At 55.6% G+C, this 20,647-nt stretch carries 24 protein-coding genes; 13 read left to right on the plus strand and 11 right to left on the minus strand.

Translation table 11 applies throughout. The annotated features are described in order from the left end of the window. Nucleotides 1–110 precede the first annotated feature (110 nt). Nucleotides 111–1,070 (minus strand): IS110 family transposase, encoded by a 960-nt coding sequence (locus tag JT31_RS01515; protein ID WP_038472527.1) that lies wholly within the window; start codon nucleotides 1,068–1,070, stop codon nucleotides 111–113. A 729-nt stretch (nucleotides 1,071–1,799) separates the two neighbouring features. On the opposite strand from JT31_RS01515, the gene JT31_RS01520 reads away from it, so the two are divergent. Then, complete coding sequence (locus JT31_RS01520) at nucleotides 1,800–3,530, plus strand: ABC-F family ATP-binding cassette domain-containing protein (RefSeq protein WP_038472529.1); 1,731 nt, start codon at nucleotides 1,800–1,802, stop codon at nucleotides 3,528–3,530. A gap of 39 nt (nucleotides 3,531–3,569) precedes the next feature. On the opposite strand, the gene JT31_RS01525 is transcribed toward JT31_RS01520, so the two are convergent. Further along, the gene (locus JT31_RS01525; protein WP_038472532.1) at nucleotides 3,570–4,907 is read right to left on the minus strand and encodes an esterase-like activity of phytase family protein; all 1,338 of its coding nucleotides are present in this window, start codon (nucleotides 4,905–4,907) and stop codon (nucleotides 3,570–3,572) included. Between the two features lie 194 nt (nucleotides 4,908–5,101). Between JT31_RS01525 and JT31_RS01530 the strand changes: the two genes are divergently transcribed. After that, a complete protein-coding gene (locus JT31_RS01530) occupies nucleotides 5,102–6,640 on the plus strand; it encodes a methyl-accepting chemotaxis protein (RefSeq protein WP_038472534.1) in 1,539 nt (512 codons plus the stop codon). A gap of 127 nt (nucleotides 6,641–6,767) precedes the next feature. After that, entirely contained in the window at nucleotides 6,768–7,685 is a 918-nt protein-coding gene (locus tag JT31_RS01535; RefSeq protein WP_038472537.1) for a bestrophin family protein, read from the plus strand. Between the two features lie 59 nt (nucleotides 7,686–7,744). On the opposite strand, the gene JT31_RS01540 is transcribed toward JT31_RS01535, so the two are convergent. Next, nucleotides 7,745–8,425, minus strand: a complete 681-nt coding sequence (locus JT31_RS01540) for an ArsR/SmtB family transcription factor (protein ID WP_038472540.1) — start codon at nucleotides 8,423–8,425, stop codon at nucleotides 7,745–7,747. 75 nt (nucleotides 8,426–8,500) lie between these two features. Here JT31_RS01540 and JT31_RS01545 point away from each other — a divergent pair, with 75 nt between their 5' ends. Next, complete coding sequence (locus JT31_RS01545) at nucleotides 8,501–8,860, plus strand: antibiotic biosynthesis monooxygenase family protein (RefSeq protein ID WP_038472543.1); 360 nt, start codon at nucleotides 8,501–8,503, stop codon at nucleotides 8,858–8,860. Further along, nucleotides 8,853–9,596, plus strand: coding sequence for a sulfite exporter TauE/SafE family protein (locus JT31_RS01550; RefSeq protein ID WP_038472546.1), 744 nt, complete (start codon nucleotides 8,853–8,855; stop codon nucleotides 9,594–9,596). The genes JT31_RS01545 and JT31_RS01550 overlap by 8 nt, the downstream gene beginning before the upstream one ends. Here the strand turns inward: JT31_RS01550 and JT31_RS01555 are convergent. Beyond that, a complete protein-coding gene (locus tag JT31_RS01555) occupies nucleotides 9,593–9,982 on the minus strand; it encodes a rhodanese-like domain-containing protein (protein ID WP_038472549.1) in 390 nt (129 codons plus the stop codon). The two genes, JT31_RS01550 and JT31_RS01555, sit on opposite strands and share 4 nt — an antisense overlap. 65 nt (nucleotides 9,983–10,047) lie before the next feature. Between JT31_RS01555 and ftrA the strand changes: the two genes are divergently transcribed. The 3 genes from ftrA (at nucleotide 10,048) to JT31_RS01570 (ending at nucleotide 11,823) form a co-directional block, all read left to right on the plus strand. Then, on the plus strand, nucleotides 10,048–11,052 hold the full coding sequence (gene ftrA, locus JT31_RS01560; protein ID WP_052048938.1) for a transcriptional regulator FtrA: 1,005 nt from the start codon (nucleotides 10,048–10,050) through the stop codon (nucleotides 11,050–11,052). Nucleotides 11,053–11,173: 121 nt separating this feature from the next. Next, nucleotides 11,174–11,269, plus strand: coding sequence for a protein MgtS (gene mgtS / locus JT31_RS23620; protein ID WP_008459108.1), 96 nt, complete (start codon nucleotides 11,174–11,176; stop codon nucleotides 11,267–11,269). Nucleotides 11,270–11,463: 194 nt separating this feature from the next. Then, the gene (locus tag JT31_RS01570) at nucleotides 11,464–11,823 is read left to right on the plus strand and encodes an RcnB family protein (RefSeq protein WP_038472558.1); all 360 of its coding nucleotides are present in this window, start codon (nucleotides 11,464–11,466) and stop codon (nucleotides 11,821–11,823) included. 45 nt (nucleotides 11,824–11,868) lie between these two features. Here the strand turns inward: JT31_RS01570 and JT31_RS01575 are convergent, their stop codons facing one another. The 3 genes from JT31_RS01575 to JT31_RS01585 all read right to left on the minus strand — a co-directional run bounded on the left by JT31_RS01575 (nucleotide 11,869) and on the right by JT31_RS01585 (nucleotide 13,650). Further along, complete coding sequence (locus tag JT31_RS01575) at nucleotides 11,869–12,126, minus strand: MafI family immunity protein (protein WP_038472561.1); 258 nt, start codon at nucleotides 12,124–12,126, stop codon at nucleotides 11,869–11,871. Nucleotides 12,127–12,273: 147 nt separating this feature from the next. Next, the gene (locus JT31_RS01580) at nucleotides 12,274–13,176 is read right to left on the minus strand and encodes an alpha/beta hydrolase (RefSeq protein WP_038472563.1); all 903 of its coding nucleotides are present in this window, start codon (nucleotides 13,174–13,176) and stop codon (nucleotides 12,274–12,276) included. A gap of 183 nt (nucleotides 13,177–13,359) precedes the next feature. Beyond that, complete coding sequence (locus JT31_RS01585; RefSeq protein ID WP_038472566.1) at nucleotides 13,360–13,650, minus strand: hypothetical protein; 291 nt, start codon at nucleotides 13,648–13,650, stop codon at nucleotides 13,360–13,362. A 66-nt stretch (nucleotides 13,651–13,716) separates the two neighbouring features. On the opposite strand from JT31_RS01585, the gene tam reads away from it, so the two are divergent. Next, a complete protein-coding gene (gene tam, locus JT31_RS01590) occupies nucleotides 13,717–14,475 on the plus strand; it encodes a trans-aconitate 2-methyltransferase (RefSeq protein ID WP_038472569.1) in 759 nt (252 codons plus the stop codon). On the opposite strand, the gene JT31_RS01595 is transcribed toward tam, so the two are convergent. The 3 genes from JT31_RS01595 to JT31_RS01605 form a co-directional block, all read right to left on the minus strand. Further along, nucleotides 14,472–15,401 (minus strand): AraC family transcriptional regulator, encoded by a 930-nt coding sequence (locus JT31_RS01595; RefSeq protein ID WP_038472572.1) that lies wholly within the window; start codon nucleotides 15,399–15,401, stop codon nucleotides 14,472–14,474. The genes tam and JT31_RS01595 overlap by 4 nt on opposite strands. 1 nt (nucleotide 15,402) lies before the next feature. Next, the gene (locus JT31_RS01600; protein WP_038472575.1) at nucleotides 15,403–16,821 is read right to left on the minus strand and encodes an aldehyde dehydrogenase family protein; all 1,419 of its coding nucleotides are present in this window, start codon (nucleotides 16,819–16,821) and stop codon (nucleotides 15,403–15,405) included. Nucleotides 16,822–16,922: 101 nt separating this feature from the next. Next, a complete protein-coding gene (locus tag JT31_RS01605) occupies nucleotides 16,923–17,378 on the minus strand; it encodes a multidrug/biocide efflux PACE transporter (protein WP_038472577.1) in 456 nt (151 codons plus the stop codon). An 88-nt stretch (nucleotides 17,379–17,466) separates the two neighbouring features. Between JT31_RS01605 and JT31_RS01610 the strand changes: the two genes are divergently transcribed. Both JT31_RS01610 and JT31_RS01615 read left to right on the plus strand, forming a co-directional pair. Next, on the plus strand, nucleotides 17,467–18,330 hold the full coding sequence (locus tag JT31_RS01610; protein ID WP_038472580.1) for a LysR family transcriptional regulator: 864 nt from the start codon (nucleotides 17,467–17,469) through the stop codon (nucleotides 18,328–18,330). Between the two features lie 80 nt (nucleotides 18,331–18,410). Further along, a complete protein-coding gene (locus tag JT31_RS01615; protein ID WP_038472583.1) occupies nucleotides 18,411–19,034 on the plus strand; it encodes a LysE family translocator in 624 nt (207 codons plus the stop codon). 56 nt (nucleotides 19,035–19,090) lie between these two features. Here the strand turns inward: JT31_RS01615 and JT31_RS01620 are convergent, their stop codons facing one another. After that, nucleotides 19,091–19,279 carry a YdiH family protein gene (locus JT31_RS01620; protein WP_038472586.1) on the minus strand — a complete coding sequence of 63 codons (189 nt, stop codon included), beginning with the start codon at nucleotides 19,277–19,279 and terminating at the stop codon, nucleotides 19,091–19,093. A 124-nt stretch (nucleotides 19,280–19,403) separates the two neighbouring features. Between JT31_RS01620 and JT31_RS01625 the strand changes: the two genes are divergently transcribed. Further along, the gene (locus JT31_RS01625; protein ID WP_038472589.1) at nucleotides 19,404–19,793 is read left to right on the plus strand and encodes an acyl-CoA thioesterase; all 390 of its coding nucleotides are present in this window, start codon (nucleotides 19,404–19,406) and stop codon (nucleotides 19,791–19,793) included. A gap of 156 nt (nucleotides 19,794–19,949) precedes the next feature. Continuing rightward, complete coding sequence (locus JT31_RS01630; protein WP_038472591.1) at nucleotides 19,950–20,618, plus strand: epoxyqueuosine reductase QueH; 669 nt, start codon at nucleotides 19,950–19,952, stop codon at nucleotides 20,616–20,618. Nucleotides 20,619–20,647 lie beyond the last annotated feature (29 nt).

Genomic DNA, 20,647 nt, shown 5'->3' on the forward strand with positions numbered 1-20,647 from the left:
GTTTGCCCCTCACCCCGGCCCTCTCCCCAAAGGGGCGAGGGGGGGAAAACAGACGATGGGGAACATTGTTTATTCCCTCTCCCTTCCAGGGAGAGATACCGTCTTGTCGGTTATCCGGCAAGCGGTATTTCAGCGTTAAATTCACGCCCTGATTTCACCACCCCATAAGCCAGCTGTAGCAGCTTTCTCATTCCTGCACACACGCGTTCTTTGCCTGTCTTCCCCCTGCTCGCCATCCGGGTCATCAGGTCTTTCACCACTTCATTACATCTTCCCGCCACTACCGTAGGCATATACAGCACGCTACGCAGCTCACGGCTCCCCACTTTTGACAACCTGCTCTTTCCCTTCCACATCCCGGACTCACAACGTCGTGGGTTCAGCCCTGCATAAGCCACCAGAGCCTTACTGCTCCTGAACCGCCTCAGGTTTCCCGCGAAGGCCAGAAGACTCGTACTCAGCACATCTCCCACTCCCGGGATACTCTCCAGCAGCGCTTTGTCTTTTCTCAGGTCCGGGTCATCATCAATGTGCTGTCTGATTTTCTTTTTGGTTTCTTTTATCAGTTCATCCAGCGTGGCGATGTGCTCTTTTAACGAGCCAGTGATGACCTCATCTGCGGCCTCCAGCCTGTTCTCTTCCATCTGACGCATCTCTTCAAGATTTTTAAGATGCCGCACCAGCGCGGTCAGCTGTCGCTGGCTGAGAGGAGCCGGATGCCATTGGGCTGGCTGATACAGGGCACAATACCGTGCTATCAGGGCGGCATCGCTTTTATCCGTTTTGTTTCGGGTCAGTTCGGTGTTACTGAAGGCATGAATGCGGGCAGGGTTTTCCAGGCTGACGCGATAGCCGCCATCGGACAATGCCGTGGCGAGTTCCGTGCTGTAGCTGCCCGTCGCTTCCATACAGACATGACAGTCCCCAAAGCGGGTCAGCCAGTGAATAAACTCACGACATCCCGCAGGCGTGTTAGCAAACTTTTTAGTTTTGTATTTCTGACCAGGCAGCAGGACAGCGACATCAAATTTTAGCTTAGCAATATCAACGCCGACAGAAGTGAGGGTCATCTGATTCTCCGTAACCTTATGAATAATATCGCCAGACCATCCTTATATGTGGGTGCTCAGAGGCACAGGATACCGTTCGGTCTTGAGGCGACAGGGAATAAGGTTGCCGGGGCATAATCTCTCCCACGGGCTCGGAAGCACCAGGGCCAGGGGATGCTCACCGGCAACCTCCCGATGATCAGTCGGGGATCTTCCCCGCACTGGCGGGGAAGTTCAAGACATAAGGGCTAGGGTGAGGGTAAAAAAAAAGCGAGGCTCGGTTCCGGCTTAAATCGCCTCCGTTTTATCTCCCAGTCCGGGGTCTCGGGGGAGTGACGGTGACTCCACCGAGTCGTTCACAAGTCCGGTGGCTGCATATAAAGCAGGGCTGGAAGTGAACGGAATCTTAACCGAACCTTCATAGAGTGTATTTGTGACTAAACATCGCGGCTCTATTAGACAAGGCCGCACAACAATTTCTGGCAGGTGGCAACCCGTTAACTTTCCCGCTACAATCCGCCTACCCATTCACTCAACGAATATAAGGAGGATCCCCATGATGTCTTGTGAGCGCTTTAACCGTTCGCATACTTTTGGCGATCGTCTCTGCTCAAGCGTTATCGGTTCCGTGCTGCGATAACTTCGGCTTGAGCGAAGAAACTTACTGAATCCCTTCCCTCGGGTTTACCGGGTTATCGTCAGCGTTATACGACGAGGCGTTTGTACGCCATAACTCTTGAGTAAGCACCTATGAGCACTTTATTAACCGCCCAATCTCTGCACCTCGACACCGCTTTCGGTTCGCTGCTGGAGTCCATCACTTTTACCCTGAAAAAAGGCGACCGCATTGGCCTGATTGGTCATAACGGCTGTGGCAAAAGCACCCTGCTGAAACTGCTGGACGGCACCCTTTCGCCCACCAGCGGCTCGGTTACGCGCGCGGCCACCTGCCTGATGGCAAGGGTTGAGCAGCATCTGCCGGAAAGCCTTAACGCGATGACCATGCTAGATGCGGTACTGGCGCAAATTGAGGATAACCTGCGAGATAGCGAACGCTGGCGTGCGGAAGCACTGCTGGCGAGCATGGGCTTTAGCGAAACGGACTGGCAGCTGACCTCCGGCACGCTGAGCGGCGGGCAGCATACCCGCCTGCTGCTGGCGCGAGCGCTGATAAGCGAGCCTGACCTGCTGTTACTGGATGAACCCAGCAACCACCTCGACCTGCCCACGCTTCTGTGGCTGGAGCAGTTCCTGCGCGGCTGGAGCGGCAGCTTTGTGCTGGTTTCCCATGACCGCAGCCTGCTGGATAACGTCACCAACGGCAGCTGGATTTTGCGCGATCGTTCACTGCATTTCTTTGCGCTGCCGTGTACTCAGGCACGCAGCGCGCTGGAAGAGCGCGACAGGACCGATGCCCACCGCCATCAGGCGGAGCAAAAGGAAATTGACCGCATTACCGCCAGCGCCAAACGCCTGGCCATTTGGGGCCGGGTCTACGACAACGAAGACCTTTCCCGAAAGGCCAAGCAGATGGAGAAGCGCATCGACCGGCTGAAGGACGAGCAAACCGAGCTCACGGCCGGCAGCCAGTGGCAGTTTAAGCTGAAAGGCGAAGCGCTGATTGCCGACAGGCTGCTGGAGCTGGAAGCACTGAAGGTTCGGCCTGCGCCGCAGTGTGAGCCTCTGTTCACTCTGCCTTTGCAGAGAGTGAAAAGCGGAGACCGCGTGGCGGTGATAGGCCGTAACGGCTGCGGCAAGTCATCTCTGCTGCGCCTGCTTTGGCAGCAATATCAGCAGCCAGAACGCGAGGAAGGCATTCACCTGCATCCTCGCGTGCATCTGGGATATTACGACCAGACGCTGCATCAGCTTCACGACGGTGACTCGCTGCTGGCGGCGCTGGAGCCTTTTGCCCCGCTCAGCGAGCAGGACAGGAAAATGGCGTTAATCAGCGCCGGATTCCCGTGGCTGCGGCATCAACAAGCCGTCAGTACGCTGAGCGGCGGTGAACGTTCACGGCTATTGTTTGTGGGGCTGACGCTGGCCCGTTATTCCCTGCTGATGCTGGACGAACCGACCAACCACCTGGACATGGAAGGCAAAGAGGCGCTGGCGGAAACGTTGCAAACCTTTGAAGGCGGCGTGCTGCTGGTGACCCACGATCGTGAGCTGATAGCCAAAAGCTGTAACCGCTTCTGGCTGGTAGATAACGGCGTGTTAAGCGAATGGCACGACCTGGACGCGCTGTACGCTTTGTTGACCGCAGAGGAAACCGGGCAACCGGTGGCCGACGAGAGCCCACAGCCCGAGCAAACCGTAGCTCAGCCCTCGGGTGAAAGTGATGTGCTACTGGAGCGGCTTATCGATCTGGAGGAAAAGCTGGCGGAGGACACAGCCCGCAAGCAGAAGCACCAGAAACCGGCGCTGCAAAAACAGTGGCGGGCGGAGATAGAGGCGCTAAATAAACAGTTAGCGATTTAAACCTAAAGCCATCCTTCGGGATGGCTTTTTGGATAGAGATTACTTCAGGGGTTCGGGCAGCTTAATTACCCAGAAATCGTTCTGCGATTCAGGTTTTTCCAGCGGTTTCAGCTCGATTTTGGTCGCCACTGCCGTGCCGTCTTTCAACAGATGACCTTTCCCGTCAACCTGGTAGTCATCGGCGTTTTGCAGCACAGCCTGCAGGCCAAAGTCGTTGTCGTTGATCACGGCAATCGTCTGGTTATCAATCAGCGCCATACCTTCGGCTTTTTCCTGCTGCCAGCCCAGCTTGCGCAGGTCGACGACCTCTTTTTTGCTCGCCAGCTTGATGCCGCGCGCCTTCAGTTGCTCAGCATCATCAAACTCAGGGGCTTTTTCTTTATCGAACCCAGCCAGGTCGGACGCGCCGTTCAGATCGACCACATACACCAGGTTGCGCATCTGCTTGTTCTTGTCGCCGCCTTGCTCAATCAGCAACAGCCGGTGGTTATCCAGCGCCACGATGTCGCCAATTTTGGCATCTTTGGCTTTTTTATAGACGCCCACGTCTATCGGGTAGCCGTACATTTCTGTTTTACCGGTCGCCGGGTCGAGACTCACCAGGCGGGTAAACTGCGCGCTGTTTTTGGTTTTGCCGTCAATATCCAGCGTGCTTTGCACCGCTGCAATAATACGGCCATCCGGCATACGGGTTATGCCTTCGAACCCACGGTTAGGCTGGCGCCATTTGACAATATTTGGCAATCCGCCCGCCACGCCCTGTTCACCTTGCTCAGCCTGCGGACCATATTTTTTCAGGATTTTGCCGTCAGCATCCACATGGATAACGAACGGACCGTACTCGTCGCACAGCCAGTAACCGCCTTTGCCGTCCGGCGTTACGCCTTCGGTATCCAGCCCGCGCTTGTCGCTCTTCAACTGCTGTAACGTATCGCTCAGGGCAATTTCATTGGTAGCACCAATCAACCCTTCCGGCAGCGGCAGCCCGCTAACTGGCCCTTGCTCATCATGCAGCGGCTTCGCGTCTATAGCTTCGGCCTTGCCTTTGCCAACGCGGAGGGTCATCAGCAGCGGCGTGAAATCAGGATTTGCAAAAATCTTGGACTCTTTTTTCCCTGCTTTCGGCGAATCGGCGTTTGGCCCGCGATCCGTCACGGTGGTAAAGATCAGGTCGTCGCCCTGCTTGCCCATAAAGGTCAGGCCGGAACCTACGCCTACCGGCAATCCATGAGGGAAGTTAGCGGCGTATTCTCCTTTGTAGGCCACGCTATCCCCTTGAGGAAAAGTGACAATGTAACGTTCTACCTGCGCATCTGCAGCGTGAACAGCCAGAGGGAAAACGGTACTGCAAAGTAAGGCAAGTGTTTTTAATTTCATGGTTTTTATACATATCGGTGGTTGAGGTACCGGAGTTATAAAATAGCCAGATGACAGTAAGATTACACTTTGTGCTCTATATTCGCCGTTTGGTAAATATCCCCTTCGCGCTGCCGATAACCTTACAGCCAGCAGTGTTGAACTTCTTAGCGGCTGGCTGGGATGAGAATATTTTACCGAATTAAGGATGTACTATGTCAGTCAGGCGTTTTTCGATTTTGGTTTTCAGCACGCTGTTGCTTATTTTTCTCGCCAGTACGGCGTCCAACATTTGGTCCCTTACCCGCAGCAATCACGCCCTCAATGACGTAAACAGTGAAATCCGCGTCGTGTTATCCGTAATTGACCCGATTAACCACAGCCGCACGATGCGCGTTCGCGCCATGCAGGCGATTCAGGAGATGGATTCAGGCAACGCCTCAGGGGCAAGCCAGAGTCTGGAAGGTGCAAAGGAAGCGCTGGGCAAAGCCGACTCAAGTTTCCAGGGTTACCAGGCGGCGGTGAAGCAGCCCGGAGAACAGGCGCTGGCGGATGAGTATAAAGCTGCCTGGCTTGCCTATCGTGACGGTGGCCTGCAGCTCCTGCTGGACGCCGCCAAAGCCAATGACAAAACCCGCAGCGCTGAACTGGTCACGACCACCATCCCGGCGCTCGATCGCGGGTTCGAAATCACGCTGGATAAGCTGCTGGCGTTCAGAGAACAGCACGCGCGTCAGCTAAATGAAGATGCACAGGCTGGCTTCCACTCCAGCTTTGTTGCCATCGGCCTGTTTGCCGCGCTGTTTATCGCGATCCTCGCCGCCGTGTTTATTTTGCTGAAGGTTCGCGTTCTTAAAGAGCTGGATACCGCGAAGTCGCACTGCGCTGAAATCGCCAACGGCCTGCTGCATCACTCGATTGATATCAAATCCAATGATGAAATCGGCCAGATGATGCACAGCCTTGAGCAAATGCGCCTGTCGCTGACCGACATCATTGGCCAGGTGCGTGACTCCAGTACCACCGTGGCTTATGCCGCAGAAGAGATAGCGGCAGGCAATACCGACCTGTCTGCCCGCACCGAAGAACAAGCGGCCTCTCTGGGCGAAACGGCGGCCAGTATGGAACAGCTTACCGTCACGGTTAAACGGACGTCGGAAAGCTCGCATCAGGCCAATACGCTGGCTAACGGTATGCGCGCGGCGGCGAGCGAAGGTCAGCAAATCGTCGACCAGGTGATAGGCTCCATGCGCAATATCGAAACCAGTTCCGGCAAAATCGACAGCATTATCTCCATCATTGAAGACATTGCTTTCCAGACCAATATTCTTGCCCTTAACGCGGCGGTAGAAGCCGCACGAGCGGGTGAACAAGGCCGTGGTTTTGCGGTGGTCGCCTCCGAGGTGCGCAACCTTGCCCAGCGCTCCTCCGTGGCGGCAAAAGAGATTAAAGATCTGATTGAGCTGTCCGGCCAGCAGGTTATCAACGGCAGCGAGCTGGTTAACCGCGCGGGGGAAAGCATGAAGCGCATCTCATCTTCCATAACGCAAGTCACCACGCTAATGGCGGAAATTGCCGTGTCTACCGACGAGCAAAGCCGCGGCATCGAGCAAATTAACCAGGCCGTGCTGCAAATGGACGTGGTTACGCAGCAAAACGCCGCGCTGGTTGAGCAAGCTTCTGCCGCCGCTCTTTCTCTGAAGGATCAGTCTCAGCGGCTCAACGAAGCCGTCTCGGTGTTCAAACTCGCCTGATAGCCTCTTCAGGCCACCTTCTGCCGTTCTGGGGTGGCCTGTTGTTAAGATTCTGTAGTGATAAATGTTGATCTGCGTCACGGTCTGCCGTTAAATACAGGCTCTTGTTACTATTCTGTTACTCATCATGATCGTTCGCCCGCATCAACACTGGTTGGCTCGCCTGTTCGTCTGGCACGGCTCAGTTCTGGAAAAAATCTATTCCCGCCTGCTGCTGAATCTTGCTCTTTCGATTAGCGTTATTTTCTTTCTGCCGTGGTATGAAACCCTCGGGATTAAGCTCACCATCGCGCCGTTCAGCATCCTCGGCGTGGCCATCGCTATTTTCCTCGGGTTCCGCAACAGCGCCTGTTACGCGCGTTTTAACGAAGCGCGTTTGCTGTGGGGGCAACTGGCTATCACCTCCCGCTCTTTGCTGCGAGAAGTGAAAACGCTGACGGGCGACCAGCCTGAAGCCGTGCAGCATTTTGTGAATTTGCAGGTGGCCTTTTGCCACAGCCTGCGCATGACGTTGCGCAAAAAGCCGCAGCAGGAGACGCTTAGCCGCTACCTGAGCCCACAAGATCTGGCCTGGGTCAGCGAAAGCCACGCCCCGTGCAACCGTATTCTGATGCTGATGGGCAGCTGGCTGAACCAGCAGCGCGAACGAGGCGTTATTTCTGACGTGCTGTGGCGCAGTCTGGACAACCACCTGAACGAACTGTCGGCGGTTTCCGGCGGCTGCGAACGTATTATTTCTACCCCGATGCCGTTCGCCTACAGCCTTATCCAGCACCGCACGGTGTATATCTTCTGCATCATGCTGCCGTTTGCCCTGGTGACCGACCTGCACTACATGACGCCGTTTGTTTCGGTGTTTGTTTCCTACACCTTTATCTCTCTCGACTCGCTGGCCGAAGAGCTGGAAGATCCGTTTGGTACCGAGGATAACGACCTGCCGCTGGATGCAATTTGCGTGGCGATTGAGCGTGATTTGCGGGATATGAACGACGAGGCGGAGAAGCCCGAGGCGCTGAAGCCTAACAGGCATTATCGGTTGAGCTAGATTACCCTCACCCTCTCCCTGGAAGGGAGAGGGGAAACAACCAAGTGCCAGACAGTCTGTCAAAACGCCACTCCAAATATCCCCGCCAGCCTGCGCTTACCGCTCGCCGACACGTGCAGCTCGCGGCTGACTAAATCCCGCCGCATCCACCCTTTCTCTTCGCAGGCGTGCAGCAACGCTTTCCCTAACTGCCCGCCCAGGTGTTCACGCCTTTCGCTCCAGTCCAGACAGCCGCAGGCATAGCGACGGCGGGACGAACCGGCCTCCGCGCTTACCCCAAGAAGCAACAGTTGCTCTTTACCGTGAGCGGTGACCGCATACTCTTCACCTTCCAGCCAGTTAAGACGAAACAGCGCGTCGTGCAGCGCCACCGCAATTTCACCCGCCATATGGTCGTAGCAGGTTCTGGCGTAGCGAAGGTTGCTGGGCGTTTTAGTGCGTAATGCGGCGTCATCGCGGCCAACCAGCCCCATTAATCCCTCCAGCGCGCTGGCAATTTGGCTGCTATAAAGCCGATAGTAGCGGTGCCGCCCCTGCTGTACGCAGGCAATAAGCGATTGCTCCATCAGCTTTGCCAGATGGCTACTGGCGGTCGATGGCGCCACATCAGCCATAATGCTTAATTCGGTTGCGGTCCATGCCCGGCCATCCATGAGTGCACAAAGCATGCTGGCGCGGGTTTTATCTGCAATGGCGGCGGCAACGCCGGCAAGGCGGGATTCCAGAAAATGTGTTTCCATATTTCGATGCTCAGCGAAGCGTCCTGTCTGACGATGAATTAGGGTTAGCAGGAGATAACCATAAGGAGCAACCTGATGATCGCCGTAATCTTTGAAGTCCTGCCTGCAGAAGGTCACTATAGCCGCTATCTTGAGCTGGCGGCAGAGCTTAAGCCGCTGCTGGCAGAAATTGAGGGGTTTATCTCCATTGAGCGTTTTCAGAGCCTTAGCGAGCCGGGGAAAATTCTCTCGCTTTCGTTCTGGCGCGATGAGGCCGCCGTGCAGCAATGGCGCACCCAGGAACTGCATCGCAGCGTCCAGCAACAGGGCCGCAGCGCGGTCTTTACCGATTACCGGCTAAGGGTCGCAGGCGTGATTCGGGATTATGGCATGTTCGACCGTGAACAAGCGCCGCAGGACAGCCGTGACGCGCACAAGGAAAACGCTGATGAGTGATATCACGCTAAGCCTGGCGATTGCCGCCACGTTTGTTCTCGCAGGAACCGTGAAGGGCGTCACCGGGATGGGTTTACCCACCGTGGCGATGGGCATTTTAGGATCGCTGATTTCCCCGGTTGCGGCGGCCGGCATGCTGCTTCTGCCCTCTTTCCTGACCAATATTTTCCAGCTCTATGAAGGCGGTAACCTGGCCGCATTGCTCAGGCGCCTGTGGCCGATGATGCTGACCATCGTGCTGGGTACCATCGCCAGCAGCAGCCTGTTAGCTTCGGGCAGCAGCCACGCGACCACAATTTCGCTGGGCATCGCGCTGATTATCTATGCGTTATGGACGCTTTTTGCCAGACCGCTGCACGTGCCTGCCCGCCATGAACGCTGGCTTTCACCGCTGACAGGCTTGCTCACAGGGTTGTTGACCGGCGGGACCGGCGTGTTTGTGATCCCCGCCGTGCCGTATATTCAGTCGCTTGGCCTCGAGCGCGATGAACTGGTTCAGGCGCTCGGGCTTTCCTTCACCTTTTCTACCCTGGCGCTGGCGGCCGGGCTTTGGTGGCACGGCGCGCTGCAGGAAATCGCTATCAGCACGTCAGTCATGGCGGTGGTCGCCGCGCTTATCGGCCTGTTTGCAGGCCAGCGTATCCGCAAATGCATCAGCCCATTAGCCTTCAAACGCGGCTTCCTGGTTTGCCTGGTTCTGCTCGGCGGCGATATGGTTATCCGGGCGCTGATTTAGCCGAACGCCAGGCCTTCATTTGCCCAGCCGGTAATGCCACCGGGCATAACCTTCACTAACCTGCCGAGCTGCGCAAGTTTCAATGCGGCGCGGTCGGCACCGTTGCAGTGTGGCCCTGCGCAGTACACCACAAACAGCGTGTCTGCGGGCCATTCGGCCATGCGGGCTTCGGTGATAAGCCGGTGCGGTAAATGAATAGCGCCCGGCAGGTGCCGACGAGCAAATGCCTCGTCAGACCCCACCACGTGAAGCAAAACAAAGTCGATATCACCGCTGTGAATCGCCGCGTTGACGTCTGCACAGTCGGTTTCAAGCGACAGTTTTTGCAGGTAATGCGCCGCGACGATTTCTGGCGTAGCCGCAGGGTAATCAGTGACATAGCTCATATGCTTCTCCTTTTGGTTTGAGCTTTGATTCTGAAGCAGCCGAGGCGACTTGACAGCTGGCATAAATGACGATTAGCGTAAAGATTATGACAAAATTATCCGTTACCTCTGATTCTCCGCTCGTTGTGGCGCTCGCCTACGACGGCCTTTGTACGTTTGAATTCGGCGTGGCCGTCGAGGTTTTTGGCCTGCCGCGCCCGGAGATGGGCGAAAATTGGTACCGGTTTGCCGTGGCCGGTATCGAGTCCGGCGAGCTTCGGGCGATGGGCGGTATTCGGCTGGCCGTTGACGGCGGGCTGGATTTGCTGGCTGAAGCCAGCCTGATTGTCATCCCCGGCTGGCGCGGTATTGATGCACCTGTCCCGGAGGCGCTGATCGAAGCCCTGAGGGCAGCGCACATGCGCGGTGCCCGCATTATGTCCATCTGTTCTGGCGTATTTGTTCTGGCCGCGGCTGGCTTGCTTAATGGCAAACGGGCAACCACCCACTGGCGCTACACGGCTGCGCTGCAGGCGCGTTATCCGGACATCGACGTTATTCCGGACGTGCTTTACCTCGACAACGGTGACGTTTTAACCTCTGCAGGCAGCGCCGCGGGCATCGACCTCTGCCTGCATCTGGTGCGCCGTGATTTCGGCGCAGCGGCCGCGAACAGCGTTGCGCGCCGATTGGTCGTACAGCCGCATCGCGACGGCGGGCAGGCTCAGTTTATTGAACAGGCCGTCCCCGTAGAATACGAAGGCGAACGATTCGCGCCGCTGTTTGATTATCTTCAGCGCACGCTTAGCGGCCAGCATTCCGTGGCAAGCCTCGCCGCTTTTGTCGGCATGAGCCCGAGGACTTTTTTACGCCGCTTTGAGGCCGCAACGGGCGTGACGCCTGCCCGCTGGCTGCTACAAACTCGCCTCAAGCGCTGCCGGGAACTGCTGGAAAACAGCGCGTTGTCGGTAGAGCTTATTGCCGAACAAACGGGATTTGGTTCAGCGGCAACGCTGCGGCATCACTTTCGGAAACACCTGCGTACTTCTCCCGGCGCTTATCGAAATTCATTTACTTCACAAAACGAATAATTTACCTGCGGTTAGTCATTGTTTAAGTTGTGTACGGTATGATGGCGTCACTCATCTGAGTAAACCCTTTTTTATCACGCGAGGTATTTCTATAGAAATGCAGTAATCTGGAGGATTAACTATGTTAGGGAACATGAACGTATTTATGGCAGTACTCGGATTCATCTTGTTTTCCGGTTTTCTTGCCGCCTGGTTTAGCCACAAATGGGATGACTAATGAACGGTGACCTTCCCCCACCTACCACGCCTCTCGCGAAATACACTTTCCGGGAGGCGTTTTCTTTTCTGCCGCCGGTTACGGTGGAGGATTTGCTAACAAAAAAATACAGCGCGAAATGAGTAAATCGGCACAATTTGTTGTCTTCCTATTCGGGACCAACAAAAGCAGACTGGATTCACTCTGGAGAATTTATGCGCAAGTCAACAAAAGTAGCGGTATTAATGGCGGTATGGCTCGCGGGCGCGCTGCCCTCTCTGGCCTTTGCCTATTCAGGGGATAAGCAGCTGAAAGCGACTGCGCCCGGCACGTCTACGCAGTCCTATGAACTAAAAGAATTCTCCTCAGATTTCAAAATGTACAAAATCGGCGACATCGCGCCGGACATCTACCGCACGGAACCCTATAACATCAAAAGCTGGCAGCTTCGCCATCTTCCTGCGCCACAGGCCGGCAGCCACTGGACCTATATGGGCGGCAATTACGTATTAATTACCGACGCCGAAGGAAAAATTCTTCAGGCACTGGCCGGCGATATATTTTATCAGCACTAAGGATAATCCAACCCTGAGGCTGGATTTCCTTAAGACCTTCAGGGTTTAATTTAATAAGTTTCTCAGGGGATCGATTTCGGCATAGTGATTATCGATCTCCAGTTGCCCTGCAATATCCAATACCTGCCTGTACTCTTCAGGGCTAATGCGCACCTGATAATTTGCGATATGTCCACACAGCGTTTCAAAAGCCAGTACGTTCTCTGAAAAGTCGATATATTCCAGCGCGAAGTCAATAAGCGATGAATCGAGCCGGTTTTTAAGAGCCTCACCAAAGGTTTTAATTTTTTCGTTGATATCCATGTTGACCACGTAAAGTTAATTGTTATTTGCGTGCCATCATTGCGTATAGAGTCGGCATCCTGCCGAAATACATCCCTTTGGATATCGGATTGCGAGGAAATTTCTTGAGGGGTAAGCGTAATAGTTATTTTAAATGGCTACCTGGCGCTAACTTTTTGCCAGCCATTTCGCGTAATGCTCGGGCCATTTCACCGTGGGTGTCCCCGGTTTACCCATGCCGAAACCGTGGCCGCCGCTGCTGTAGCGGTGCATTTCTACCGGAACATGCTGCTGTTCGCAGGCTGCCGCCATAATCAGCGTGTTTTGCGGGTCAGAAACCGGATCGTCTTCCGCCTGAACCAGGAAGAACGGCGGCGAATGCGGCGTGAGGTAATTCTGCACCGACCATGCGGCGTTTTCGGCAGACGAAGCGTCTTTGCCGACAAGAATCTTATGGGTGGAGGTATGCTCGTAAGGTTTTTCCAGCGTAATGACCGGATAAATTAGAGCGGCACGGTCGGCGAATGCCGGTTTGTCGTCTAAGCGATCCTGCTTTGGATAGGAACGATAGTCGGTACGCGTGGCGGCCAGGCCAAGCAGATGCCCCCCGGCGGAAAACCCCAGCACGCTAACGTTGTTTGCTCGCTCACGAACAAGTCTCAACGCGCGTTGCGCATCCTGGAATCCAACCAGATTACCGTCAACCCATCCTTCCGACGGCAAACGGTAACTCAGCACATACGCGGTATAACCTCTCTCCACCAGCCATTCTGCCGCCGGCCAGGCCTCTGACCCCATTTCAATGCGCTTATAGCCGCCGCCCGCGGCCACCAGCACGGCGTGGCCATTAGGTGACTCTGGTTCAATCACGGTCAGAATGGGAAACGCAATATTGCTTTGCGCCCCTCGGGCCGAGGTCTGAATACTCCCGGCTGGTCCACCGCCGCCGGGAGGCGTGCCTTTCCACAGCGGAATAACCGAACGCTTAACGCCTGCGGAAGCAAAAGAAACGCCCGCCTTCGCGGCAAGTAGCCCGGCGGTAACACAGGTAATAAAATGGCGACGATCCATAGTAAACTCCTGACAGCACAGGCTAATCAATATGCCAAAAGAGTGTGTCTAAACTAGTCGTCCAGCTCACCCAGAGCGTAACTAACCGTTTCGCTTCTGATAATTATGGAGAGAAATAGCGGAGTGGAAAGATTGAAGCAGCGTCGTGAAAAAATTACCCGGCCTGGTGCCGGGTAACTGATGTTATTTACGCAGTGCCCTGACCTGCGAAAAACCGTGTTCAAACACGCTATCTGCGGCACAGATAATGACGATAACGTCGCCCCCGGACGCTTCTTCCAGCAAACGCGCCAGCTCCGAGTCCAGCTCTCGGTTCATCTTCGGCATCGCAAGGTGCATTTCACCCGGATAATCCTCGTCTTCGTCAGGCGGCATATCTTCAATGCGGCTACCTTTGACCACATAAATCAGCAGGTCATTGTCATTATGGGTGAGCTCTAGTCTCAAATATTTGCCAACCGGATGTTTAGCCATGCGTTACCTTCAATAGCGTATAAAATAATTTGTCGGCAATGTTAGCAAAGCAACGAGGATAAAACGATGCAGGACTGGAACCCCGCTCTCTATTTGCAGTTTGAAGCTGAACGTACCCGCCCGGCCGCCGAATTGGTTGCCCGAATCAACCACCCCGGCGCAACGACCCTTACCGATTTAGGCTGCGGCCCCGGCAACTCCACGGCCCTGCTGCGCAATCTGGCGCCGAAAGCCACCATTACCGGGCTTGATAATTCTCCTGCGATGCTGCAAAAAGCCAGCACCGCGCTACCCGACTGCCGTTTTGAAGAGGCGGATATCGCCACATGGCAACCCGAGGTCAGGCAGGACGTGATTTTTGCTAACGCTTCACTGCAGTGGATTGCTAACCATAAGCAGGTCTTCCCGCATCTCGCCGCGCAGCTGGCCGATGGCGGCGTGCTCGCGGTGCAAATGCCCGACAACTGGCAGGAACCCACGCATACTTTGATGCGCCAGGTTGCAGACGAACTGGGGATCTCGCGCTCAAGCCGCGAAGCCTTGTTGACGGCTCAGGAGTATTACGATCTGCTGGCCGAAAGCGGCTGTACGGTCGATATCTGGCGCACAACCTATTTCCACGTCATGCCGTCTGCCCGCGCGATTATCGAATGGCTAAGCTCAACCGGCCTTCGTCCTTACCTGAACGGGCTCGACGCGGTTCAGCATGAGGCGTTTATTGAGCGCTATCACCAGCTGCTGCAACGCGCCTACCGCAAGCAGCATGACGGCAACGTATTGATGCCGTTCCCACGCCTGTTTATCGTGGCGCGGAAAACGGCCTAAAGCGAAGTGCCCTGCTGGCGCAGGGCGTCAATGTCCTGCAGCGGAGAAGCGCCAAACGCGAGGCGGTACTCCCGATTAAACTGGGAGGGGGAATCATAGCCCACCTTCCAGGCAACGCTTGCCACATCCCCTTCACGGCTTAATAAGCGACGGCGTGCCTCCAGCAGGCGAATTTGTTTTTGGTACTGTAGCGGGCTCATGATAGTTAGGGCTTTAAAGCGGTGATGCAGGCTGGATGCGCTCATGCCAACTCGTTTTGCCAGCTCGTCGATGACCAGCGGCTCGGCGTAGTTTTCTTTTATCCAACTGATGGCTTCCCCCACGCCTTTGCCCTGCGCCCAGCCTAATGCCTGTTTCCAGAAAGATGCCCCGGCGGGGGCAATAACCAGCCGGTAAAGAATTTCTTGTTTGATCAGCGGCGCGAGGGCATGCAGATGCTGCGGGCTGTCCAGCAGCGTGACCAGGCGCAGGAACGCGGCCTGGAGTTCTTCTTCGGCGGCGGCCACCCAGGCCCCGGTTTTCTCGCCGTTGCCGTCCGGCAGCACGACGTTCATGTTCACTACCAGGTCGGCTATTTCTTTGCCGTCGAGATCGATGCGCACCCCGTAGTAAGGTTGTTCTTCGCAGGCCTGAGTAACCTGGCCGGAAACGGGCATATCCACGGCCGCCAGCGAATAGCTGCCCGGCCCGTATTCCGTGACGTTGTCACCTATCAGCATCTTTTTGCTGCCCTGCAGCACCATGCACATCGACGGTGAAAGCATGCCCCGGTTCAGCAATGTAGGCTGGTCTATGCGGATAAAGCTGAGCCACGGTAAGGCGCAGCTGAGCTCTTTCACGCCGCTGCCGCCCGCCGTGTAGCGACGGGCCACGCGCTGGCACAGCTCTTCGATAATGCGGCCCGCAGGCCGCTCAGGTTGTTGCATATTACAGTCCCATAATGGCTTTGGGTTCAAGATACGCTTCCAGCCCGTAGGTGCCAAATTCACGGCCAAGACCGGACTGTTTAAAACCGCCAAACGGCGCGAGCGGCTCATCGTAAACGCCGTTCACAAACACGCGCCCGGCAATAAGCTGACGGGCAACGGCGGCGGTTCGTTCGGCGTTTTTACCGCTGACGTAGGCCTGTAGCCCGTAAACCGTATCGTTGGCAATCTGGACCGCTTCGGCATCATCGCGGTAGGTAATCACCGACAGCACCGGGCCAAAGATTTCCTGCTGGGCGATGGTCATCTCATTGCGAACGTTAACAAACACCGTCGGTTTAACAAAGTAGCCGCTTTCAAGCCCCTCAGGACGCCCTTCACCGCCGCACAGAAGCTCCGCGCCTTCGGCAAGCCCGGTACGAATATAATCCTGCACTCGCTCGTACTGACGCGCTGTCACAGCCGCCCCAATCGTCGTTTTTGCGTCTCGCGGGTTGCCCGGGACCAGAATAGCCAGGTGTTTAAGGATCTGCGCTTTCACGGCCTCCAGCTTGTCTGCCTGCACTAACAGGCGCGTACCGGCTATACAAGCCTGGCCGCTGTTCCAGCTCATCACCTGCAGCGCCAGCGGAATGGCGGTCTCGAGATCGACATCATCGAGCAGCACGTTGGCAGACTTGCCGCCAAGTTCAAGGGTTACGCGCTTCATGGTTGCCGCCCCGTCGCGGGCGATAGTTTTGCCCACCGCCGTTGAGCCTGTGAAAGAGATTTTAGCCACGTCCGGGTGGCGGGTGATTTCTGCCCCAACTACGTTACCCAGGCCGGTGACAATGTTAATCACCCCGTTTGGCAGACCGGCATCGTGCAAACATTCGGTAATGATAGCCGTCTGGCGCGCACTCAGTTCGCTTGGTTTAATAACTGCGGTACTGCCGGAGGCAATCACCATCGACAGCTTACCGGCGATGAAGCCATAGTTAGCGTTCCACGGCGTAATCAGGCCGACCACGCCCAGCGGCTCCATGACCACTTTCGCCATCCCCACCTGGGTTTCAAACGAGTAGTCCTTTAGCAGATCGATCGCCTGCAGGAAGCTGTTGTAGGCGCGAGTCACGGTGCTCCGGGCAAAAGCCAGCGGGCAGCCGTATTCGTCCACCATGGTTTCAACCAGCTCTTCTTCGCGTGCTTTGACGGCATCGTGCAGGTGTTGTAGCCAGAGAATCCTTTGCTCGCGGCTGGAAAGACGCATTTGCGGGAAAGCCGTTTTGGCGGCGGCAATGGCGAGGCGGGTGTCTTCTTCGTCCGCCAGGCGAACCTGTGCGACGGGCTGCTCGCTGATCGGATGAATTAAGGTCAGCACTTCGGTGCCGTGAGGCGTGACGTGCTGACCGTTAATATAAAGCGTGTCGAGGGTTTTCATTTTTTGCGCTCCAGGGGGTTGTGTCTGACGCTTAAAGTGTCGGCGAACACGCCCGGTTTCCTGTAGCGCAATCCTGTTTGATGCTTGCACAATCCTGCAAATCAGGACTGTTTTTTCATCTCTCTGCTGGTTGCGCTTTGAAAGCGTTTGGCGCGCAGCCAGTCGTAGCACCAGTTATAAACCACGGTGTACGGCAGGAAGAACAGGAAGAAGCCAATCTCTACCATCAGCGCCTGCAGCAGCGTGACGTTCAGCATCCACGCGGCGAGCGGCAGGCCAATCAGAATAAAGCCGCCTTCGAAGCCCAGCGCGTGAGCAATACGCAGCGGCATCGTGCGCTTGCGTGACGGCGGGTAAAATTTATCAAACCCGGTGTTATAAATAATGTTCCAGACCATCGCGACGGTGGACAGCATGATGGCCAGAGCGCCCATCTGGAACAGCGGTTTGTTCATCAGCCAGGCGGCGGTTGGCGCACAGATACCAATGGCGATGACTTCGAAGCCGACGGCATGCACGATGCGCTCAGACAGGCTTCTGTTGTTTTGCGATTTCATTTTGATGACTCCTTTTTCACAAGGTCGCCATTATCATCGCAATTATTGATATAATATAGCTAACAGCCATCGATAAAAGCGATAGTTTATGCGTTACTCTCCGGAATCACTGGAAGCCTTTTTGCAGGCCGTTGAAACGGGCTCTTTTTCCGCCGCCGCGCGCAAGCTGAAAAAGAGCCAGTCAACTATCAGCAGCGCCATTGCCAATCTGGAGGCAGATCTTGGCGTGACGCTGTTTGACCGCCACGCGCGGCAGCCGACGCTGACCCCACACGGACAGCGAGTTTTGCCCTACGTGCAGGCAATTTTTGCCGCCAGCGAGCGGCTGGATGAAGTTTCCGTCAGGCTGGCGGACAACGTCGAGCCTCTGCTGACTTTTGTCTTGTCTGACATGTGGCAAACCGCCCATCACGAATCCATCCTGAAGCAGTTTTCCGAGCGCTACCCGGATATTGAGTTCGAGTGCATCATCGCCGAAGATGAAGACGTGATTGATAGCCTGCAGATTGGTCGTGCCCACGTCGGCGTGCTGCGGGTTCAGGAGAGTTATCCGCCGGATATCACCGTCGCCCGCCTCCAGGTTGGCGCAGAAATGACGATATTCATCCATCGCGACCATAGGCTTGCAAAACAAAAAGAGGTCCGCATGGATGAGCTGCATACCGTGCGCCAGCTGGTGCTTAAAACCTTTGTCCGCCCTGGCAACGTGGCGGCACACGGCCCCGTCTGGTCGTCCCCTTCTTTACTGCTGCTGCTTGAGATGGCGGAGCAGGGATTTGGCTGGGGCATTTTACCGAGCTGGCTGGTTGAACAGTTCGGGCACGGCGTGCTTAAGCCGCTGAATGTAGACGGCTGGCCGCAAATGCTTGAGGTGGACGTGGCGTGGTCGAACAAAACGCCGCCAGGGCCAGCGGGCCGATGGATGATCGACAGGCTGCGAGAGCGGCGGTAATAAATCGGCACACACTTGCGGTTGTCACCCTGTGCGCTTTCAGGTTAAAAAATTGTTTTCCAACCAACAGGATCCCGTAGATGAGCGCCATCACCACCCTTTTCGCTATCACCGCCACCGTTACCCTGGGCGCAATGAGCCCCGGCCCAAGTTTTGTTTATGTCGCCCAAAATGCCGTGGCACGCTCCCGGGCGCACGGGCTGGTGACCGCGCTGGGCACCGGCGTAGGTGCGGCCGCTTTCTCACTGATGGCGCTGCTAGGGCTACAGGCCTTTTTGCTGGCGGTGCCGGTGGCGTATACCGGGATCAAGATAGCCGGGGGGCTTTATCTGCTGTGGCTGGCTTATAAGATAATCAAGCACTCGCGCGAGCCGCTGCACGTAGGCGCGGTGGGGAAAAGCGATAAAAGCATGATGGCGACGTTCCGCGACGGGCTGTTCACCCAGCTAAGCAACCCGAAAACCGCCGTGGTGTTTGCCAGTATTTTTACCGCACTGCTGCCGCGCGAAATCCCGGCGTTTTATTACGTCGTGCTGCCGGTGCTGTGCTTTGTGATTGATGCGGGATGGTATTCGATTGTGACGCTGGTTCTTTCTTCGGAAAGACCGCGCAACGCCTACCTGCGCTTTAAAACCGTGATTGACCGCTTAGCGGGCGGCGTGATGGGGATTTTGGGGCTAAAGCTGATTTTCTTTTCACGCTAAAAACAGAAAGCCACCGCGAAGGGTGGCTCTTAAGCAGCACTGCTGACAGAGAGGGATCAGTGAATCCCCAACCGGTGCGCATGGGAGATTTCTTCACGCAGCTCAAGGTGGGTTAAACCCAGCAGATCGGCAAACTCCAGCTTTAACTGCTGCAGGCGGATCAGGAATTGTGCGGGGGTTAACTGCTCTTGTTCGCGGCGGAGAAATTCAAACGCTAAGGTGGCTGGGGTTATCTCGGTATCCATGGTATTCCTCTGTTTGGTTGTGAAATCAGGGCTATTGTACCACTAACGCACTGTGCAAAAAACAGCCAGAGCAGCGTTTTCTGGCTGGCAAAACTTTTTACCTACATAACATCAGGACAGCTATATGTTTTCTAAGCATTATGAAGTTGATGAAAGCCATATCGATTTTCAGGGCGTGGTAGACGGCCTGTACTATCCGTTTTACATGGAGTGGACTCGCCACGCCTACATGCGTGAGGCGCTGGGTATTGATATCGAGGAAGAGTTCCGCCAGGGCAAGCTTTATATGGTGCTGGAGTACTCCCTGCGCTTTCGTAAAAGCCTGCAAAAGGGCGACAACGTTGAGGTCACCTGCCAGCTTGAGCGCAACGAAAAACGCAATCGCGTAAACTTCGCCCAGCAGATCAAGGTCGACGGCGTGGTTTATGCCGAAGCAACGTTTGTGGCAACCTGCCTGGCTAACGGCCGCCCTTCCATGCCGGAAGCCGTGCTGAACGAGCTGGAAAAACTCTAAATCCCATTAGCGAAGGGCAAACCTGCTCTTCGCTACTCATTCCCACGCCCTGCTTCCCCCTCCCAAACATCAGTATCTTTACTTATTTATGGTGATTCCACGCCCTTAATCCTGCTACCCTTTGGCAAAAAATAAGTACGTTTCAGGAATATCGCTATGCAAGAATTTATCCGGCCAGTTTTACAACTGCCTAATAACGAAAAGAAACTCCTGCTGCACTCCTGCTGCGCCCCCTGCTCGGGCGAAGTCATGGAAGCCATACACGCGTCCGGTATCGAATACACCGTATTCTTTTACAACCCTAATATTCATCCTCAGAAAGAGTACCTGCTGCGCAAGGATGAAAACATTCGTTTTGCGGAACAGCACGGCGTGCCGTTTATCGACGCGGATTACGACTCCGACAACTGGTTCGAGCGGGCGAAAGGCATGGAGTGGGAACCGGAGCGCGGCGTCAGATGCACGATGTGCTTCGATATGCGTTTCGAACGCACCGCGCTGTACGCGCACGAAAACGGGTTTAACGTCATCAGCAGCTCGCTGGGTATTTCGCGCTGGAAGAACATGCAGCAGATTAACGACTGCGGGCATCGCGCCGCGGCGCCTTATGAAGGCATGAGCTACTGGGATTATAACTGGCGTAAACAGGGCGGCTCCTCGCGGATGATAGAGATCAGCAAGCGCGAACAGTTTTACCAGCAGGAGTACTGCGGCTGCGTCTATTCCCTGCGCGACACCAACCTGCACAGAAAAGCGAATGACCGCCCGCTGATCAAAATTGGCAAGCTTTTCTACGGCAAAGACGACGAGTCAACGGAAGCGTAACGCGGAGGGTGAAAATCCGGGAGCCTGCC

Origin of the sequence: Cedecea neteri (genome assembly GCF_000757825.1) — a bacterium.
In the GTDB taxonomy this organism is placed as follows: domain Bacteria; phylum Pseudomonadota; class Gammaproteobacteria; order Enterobacterales; family Enterobacteriaceae; genus Cedecea; species Cedecea selenatireducens.

Bases quoted from the DNA above. Each gene is read 5' to 3' on its own strand.
- JT31_RS01515 (WP_038472527.1), bottom strand. From the start codon at position 1,070: ATGACCCTCACTTCTGTCGGCGTTGATATTGCTAAGCTAAAATTTGAT.
- JT31_RS01520 (WP_038472529.1), top strand. From the start codon at position 1,800: ATGAGCACTTTATTAACCGCCCAATCTCTGCACCTCGACACCGCTTTC.
- JT31_RS01525 (WP_038472532.1), bottom strand. From the start codon at position 4,907: ATGAAATTAAAAACACTTGCCTTACTTTGCAGTACCGTTTTCCCTCTG.
- JT31_RS01530 (WP_038472534.1), top strand. From the start codon at position 5,102: ATGTCAGTCAGGCGTTTTTCGATTTTGGTTTTCAGCACGCTGTTGCTT.
- JT31_RS01535 (WP_038472537.1), top strand. From the start codon at position 6,768: ATGATCGTTCGCCCGCATCAACACTGGTTGGCTCGCCTGTTCGTCTGG.
- JT31_RS01540 (WP_038472540.1), bottom strand. From the start codon at position 8,425: ATGGAAACACATTTTCTGGAATCCCGCCTTGCCGGCGTTGCCGCCGCC.
- JT31_RS01545 (WP_038472543.1), top strand. From the start codon at position 8,501: ATGATCGCCGTAATCTTTGAAGTCCTGCCTGCAGAAGGTCACTATAGC.
- JT31_RS01550 (WP_038472546.1), top strand. From the start codon at position 8,853: ATGAGTGATATCACGCTAAGCCTGGCGATTGCCGCCACGTTTGTTCTC.
- JT31_RS01555 (WP_038472549.1), bottom strand. From the start codon at position 9,982: ATGAGCTATGTCACTGATTACCCTGCGGCTACGCCAGAAATCGTCGCG.
- ftrA (WP_052048938.1), top strand. From the start codon at position 10,048: ATGACGATTAGCGTAAAGATTATGACAAAATTATCCGTTACCTCTGAT.
- mgtS (WP_008459108.1), top strand. From the start codon at position 11,174: ATGTTAGGGAACATGAACGTATTTATGGCAGTACTCGGATTCATCTTG.
- JT31_RS01570 (WP_038472558.1), top strand. From the start codon at position 11,464: ATGCGCAAGTCAACAAAAGTAGCGGTATTAATGGCGGTATGGCTCGCG.
- JT31_RS01575 (WP_038472561.1), bottom strand. From the start codon at position 12,126: ATGGATATCAACGAAAAAATTAAAACCTTTGGTGAGGCTCTTAAAAAC.
- JT31_RS01580 (WP_038472563.1), bottom strand. From the start codon at position 13,176: ATGGATCGTCGCCATTTTATTACCTGTGTTACCGCCGGGCTACTTGCC.
- JT31_RS01585 (WP_038472566.1), bottom strand. From the start codon at position 13,650: ATGGCTAAACATCCGGTTGGCAAATATTTGAGACTAGAGCTCACCCAT.
- tam (WP_038472569.1), top strand. From the start codon at position 13,717: ATGCAGGACTGGAACCCCGCTCTCTATTTGCAGTTTGAAGCTGAACGT.
- JT31_RS01595 (WP_038472572.1), bottom strand. From the start codon at position 15,401: ATGCAACAACCTGAGCGGCCTGCGGGCCGCATTATCGAAGAGCTGTGC.
- JT31_RS01600 (WP_038472575.1), bottom strand. From the start codon at position 16,821: ATGAAAACCCTCGACACGCTTTATATTAACGGTCAGCACGTCACGCCT.
- JT31_RS01605 (WP_038472577.1), bottom strand. From the start codon at position 17,378: ATGAAATCGCAAAACAACAGAAGCCTGTCTGAGCGCATCGTGCATGCC.
- JT31_RS01610 (WP_038472580.1), top strand. From the start codon at position 17,467: ATGCGTTACTCTCCGGAATCACTGGAAGCCTTTTTGCAGGCCGTTGAA.
- JT31_RS01615 (WP_038472583.1), top strand. From the start codon at position 18,411: ATGAGCGCCATCACCACCCTTTTCGCTATCACCGCCACCGTTACCCTG.
- JT31_RS01620 (WP_038472586.1), bottom strand. From the start codon at position 19,279: ATGGATACCGAGATAACCCCAGCCACCTTAGCGTTTGAATTTCTCCGC.
- JT31_RS01625 (WP_038472589.1), top strand. From the start codon at position 19,404: ATGTTTTCTAAGCATTATGAAGTTGATGAAAGCCATATCGATTTTCAG.
- JT31_RS01630 (WP_038472591.1), top strand. From the start codon at position 19,950: ATGCAAGAATTTATCCGGCCAGTTTTACAACTGCCTAATAACGAAAAG.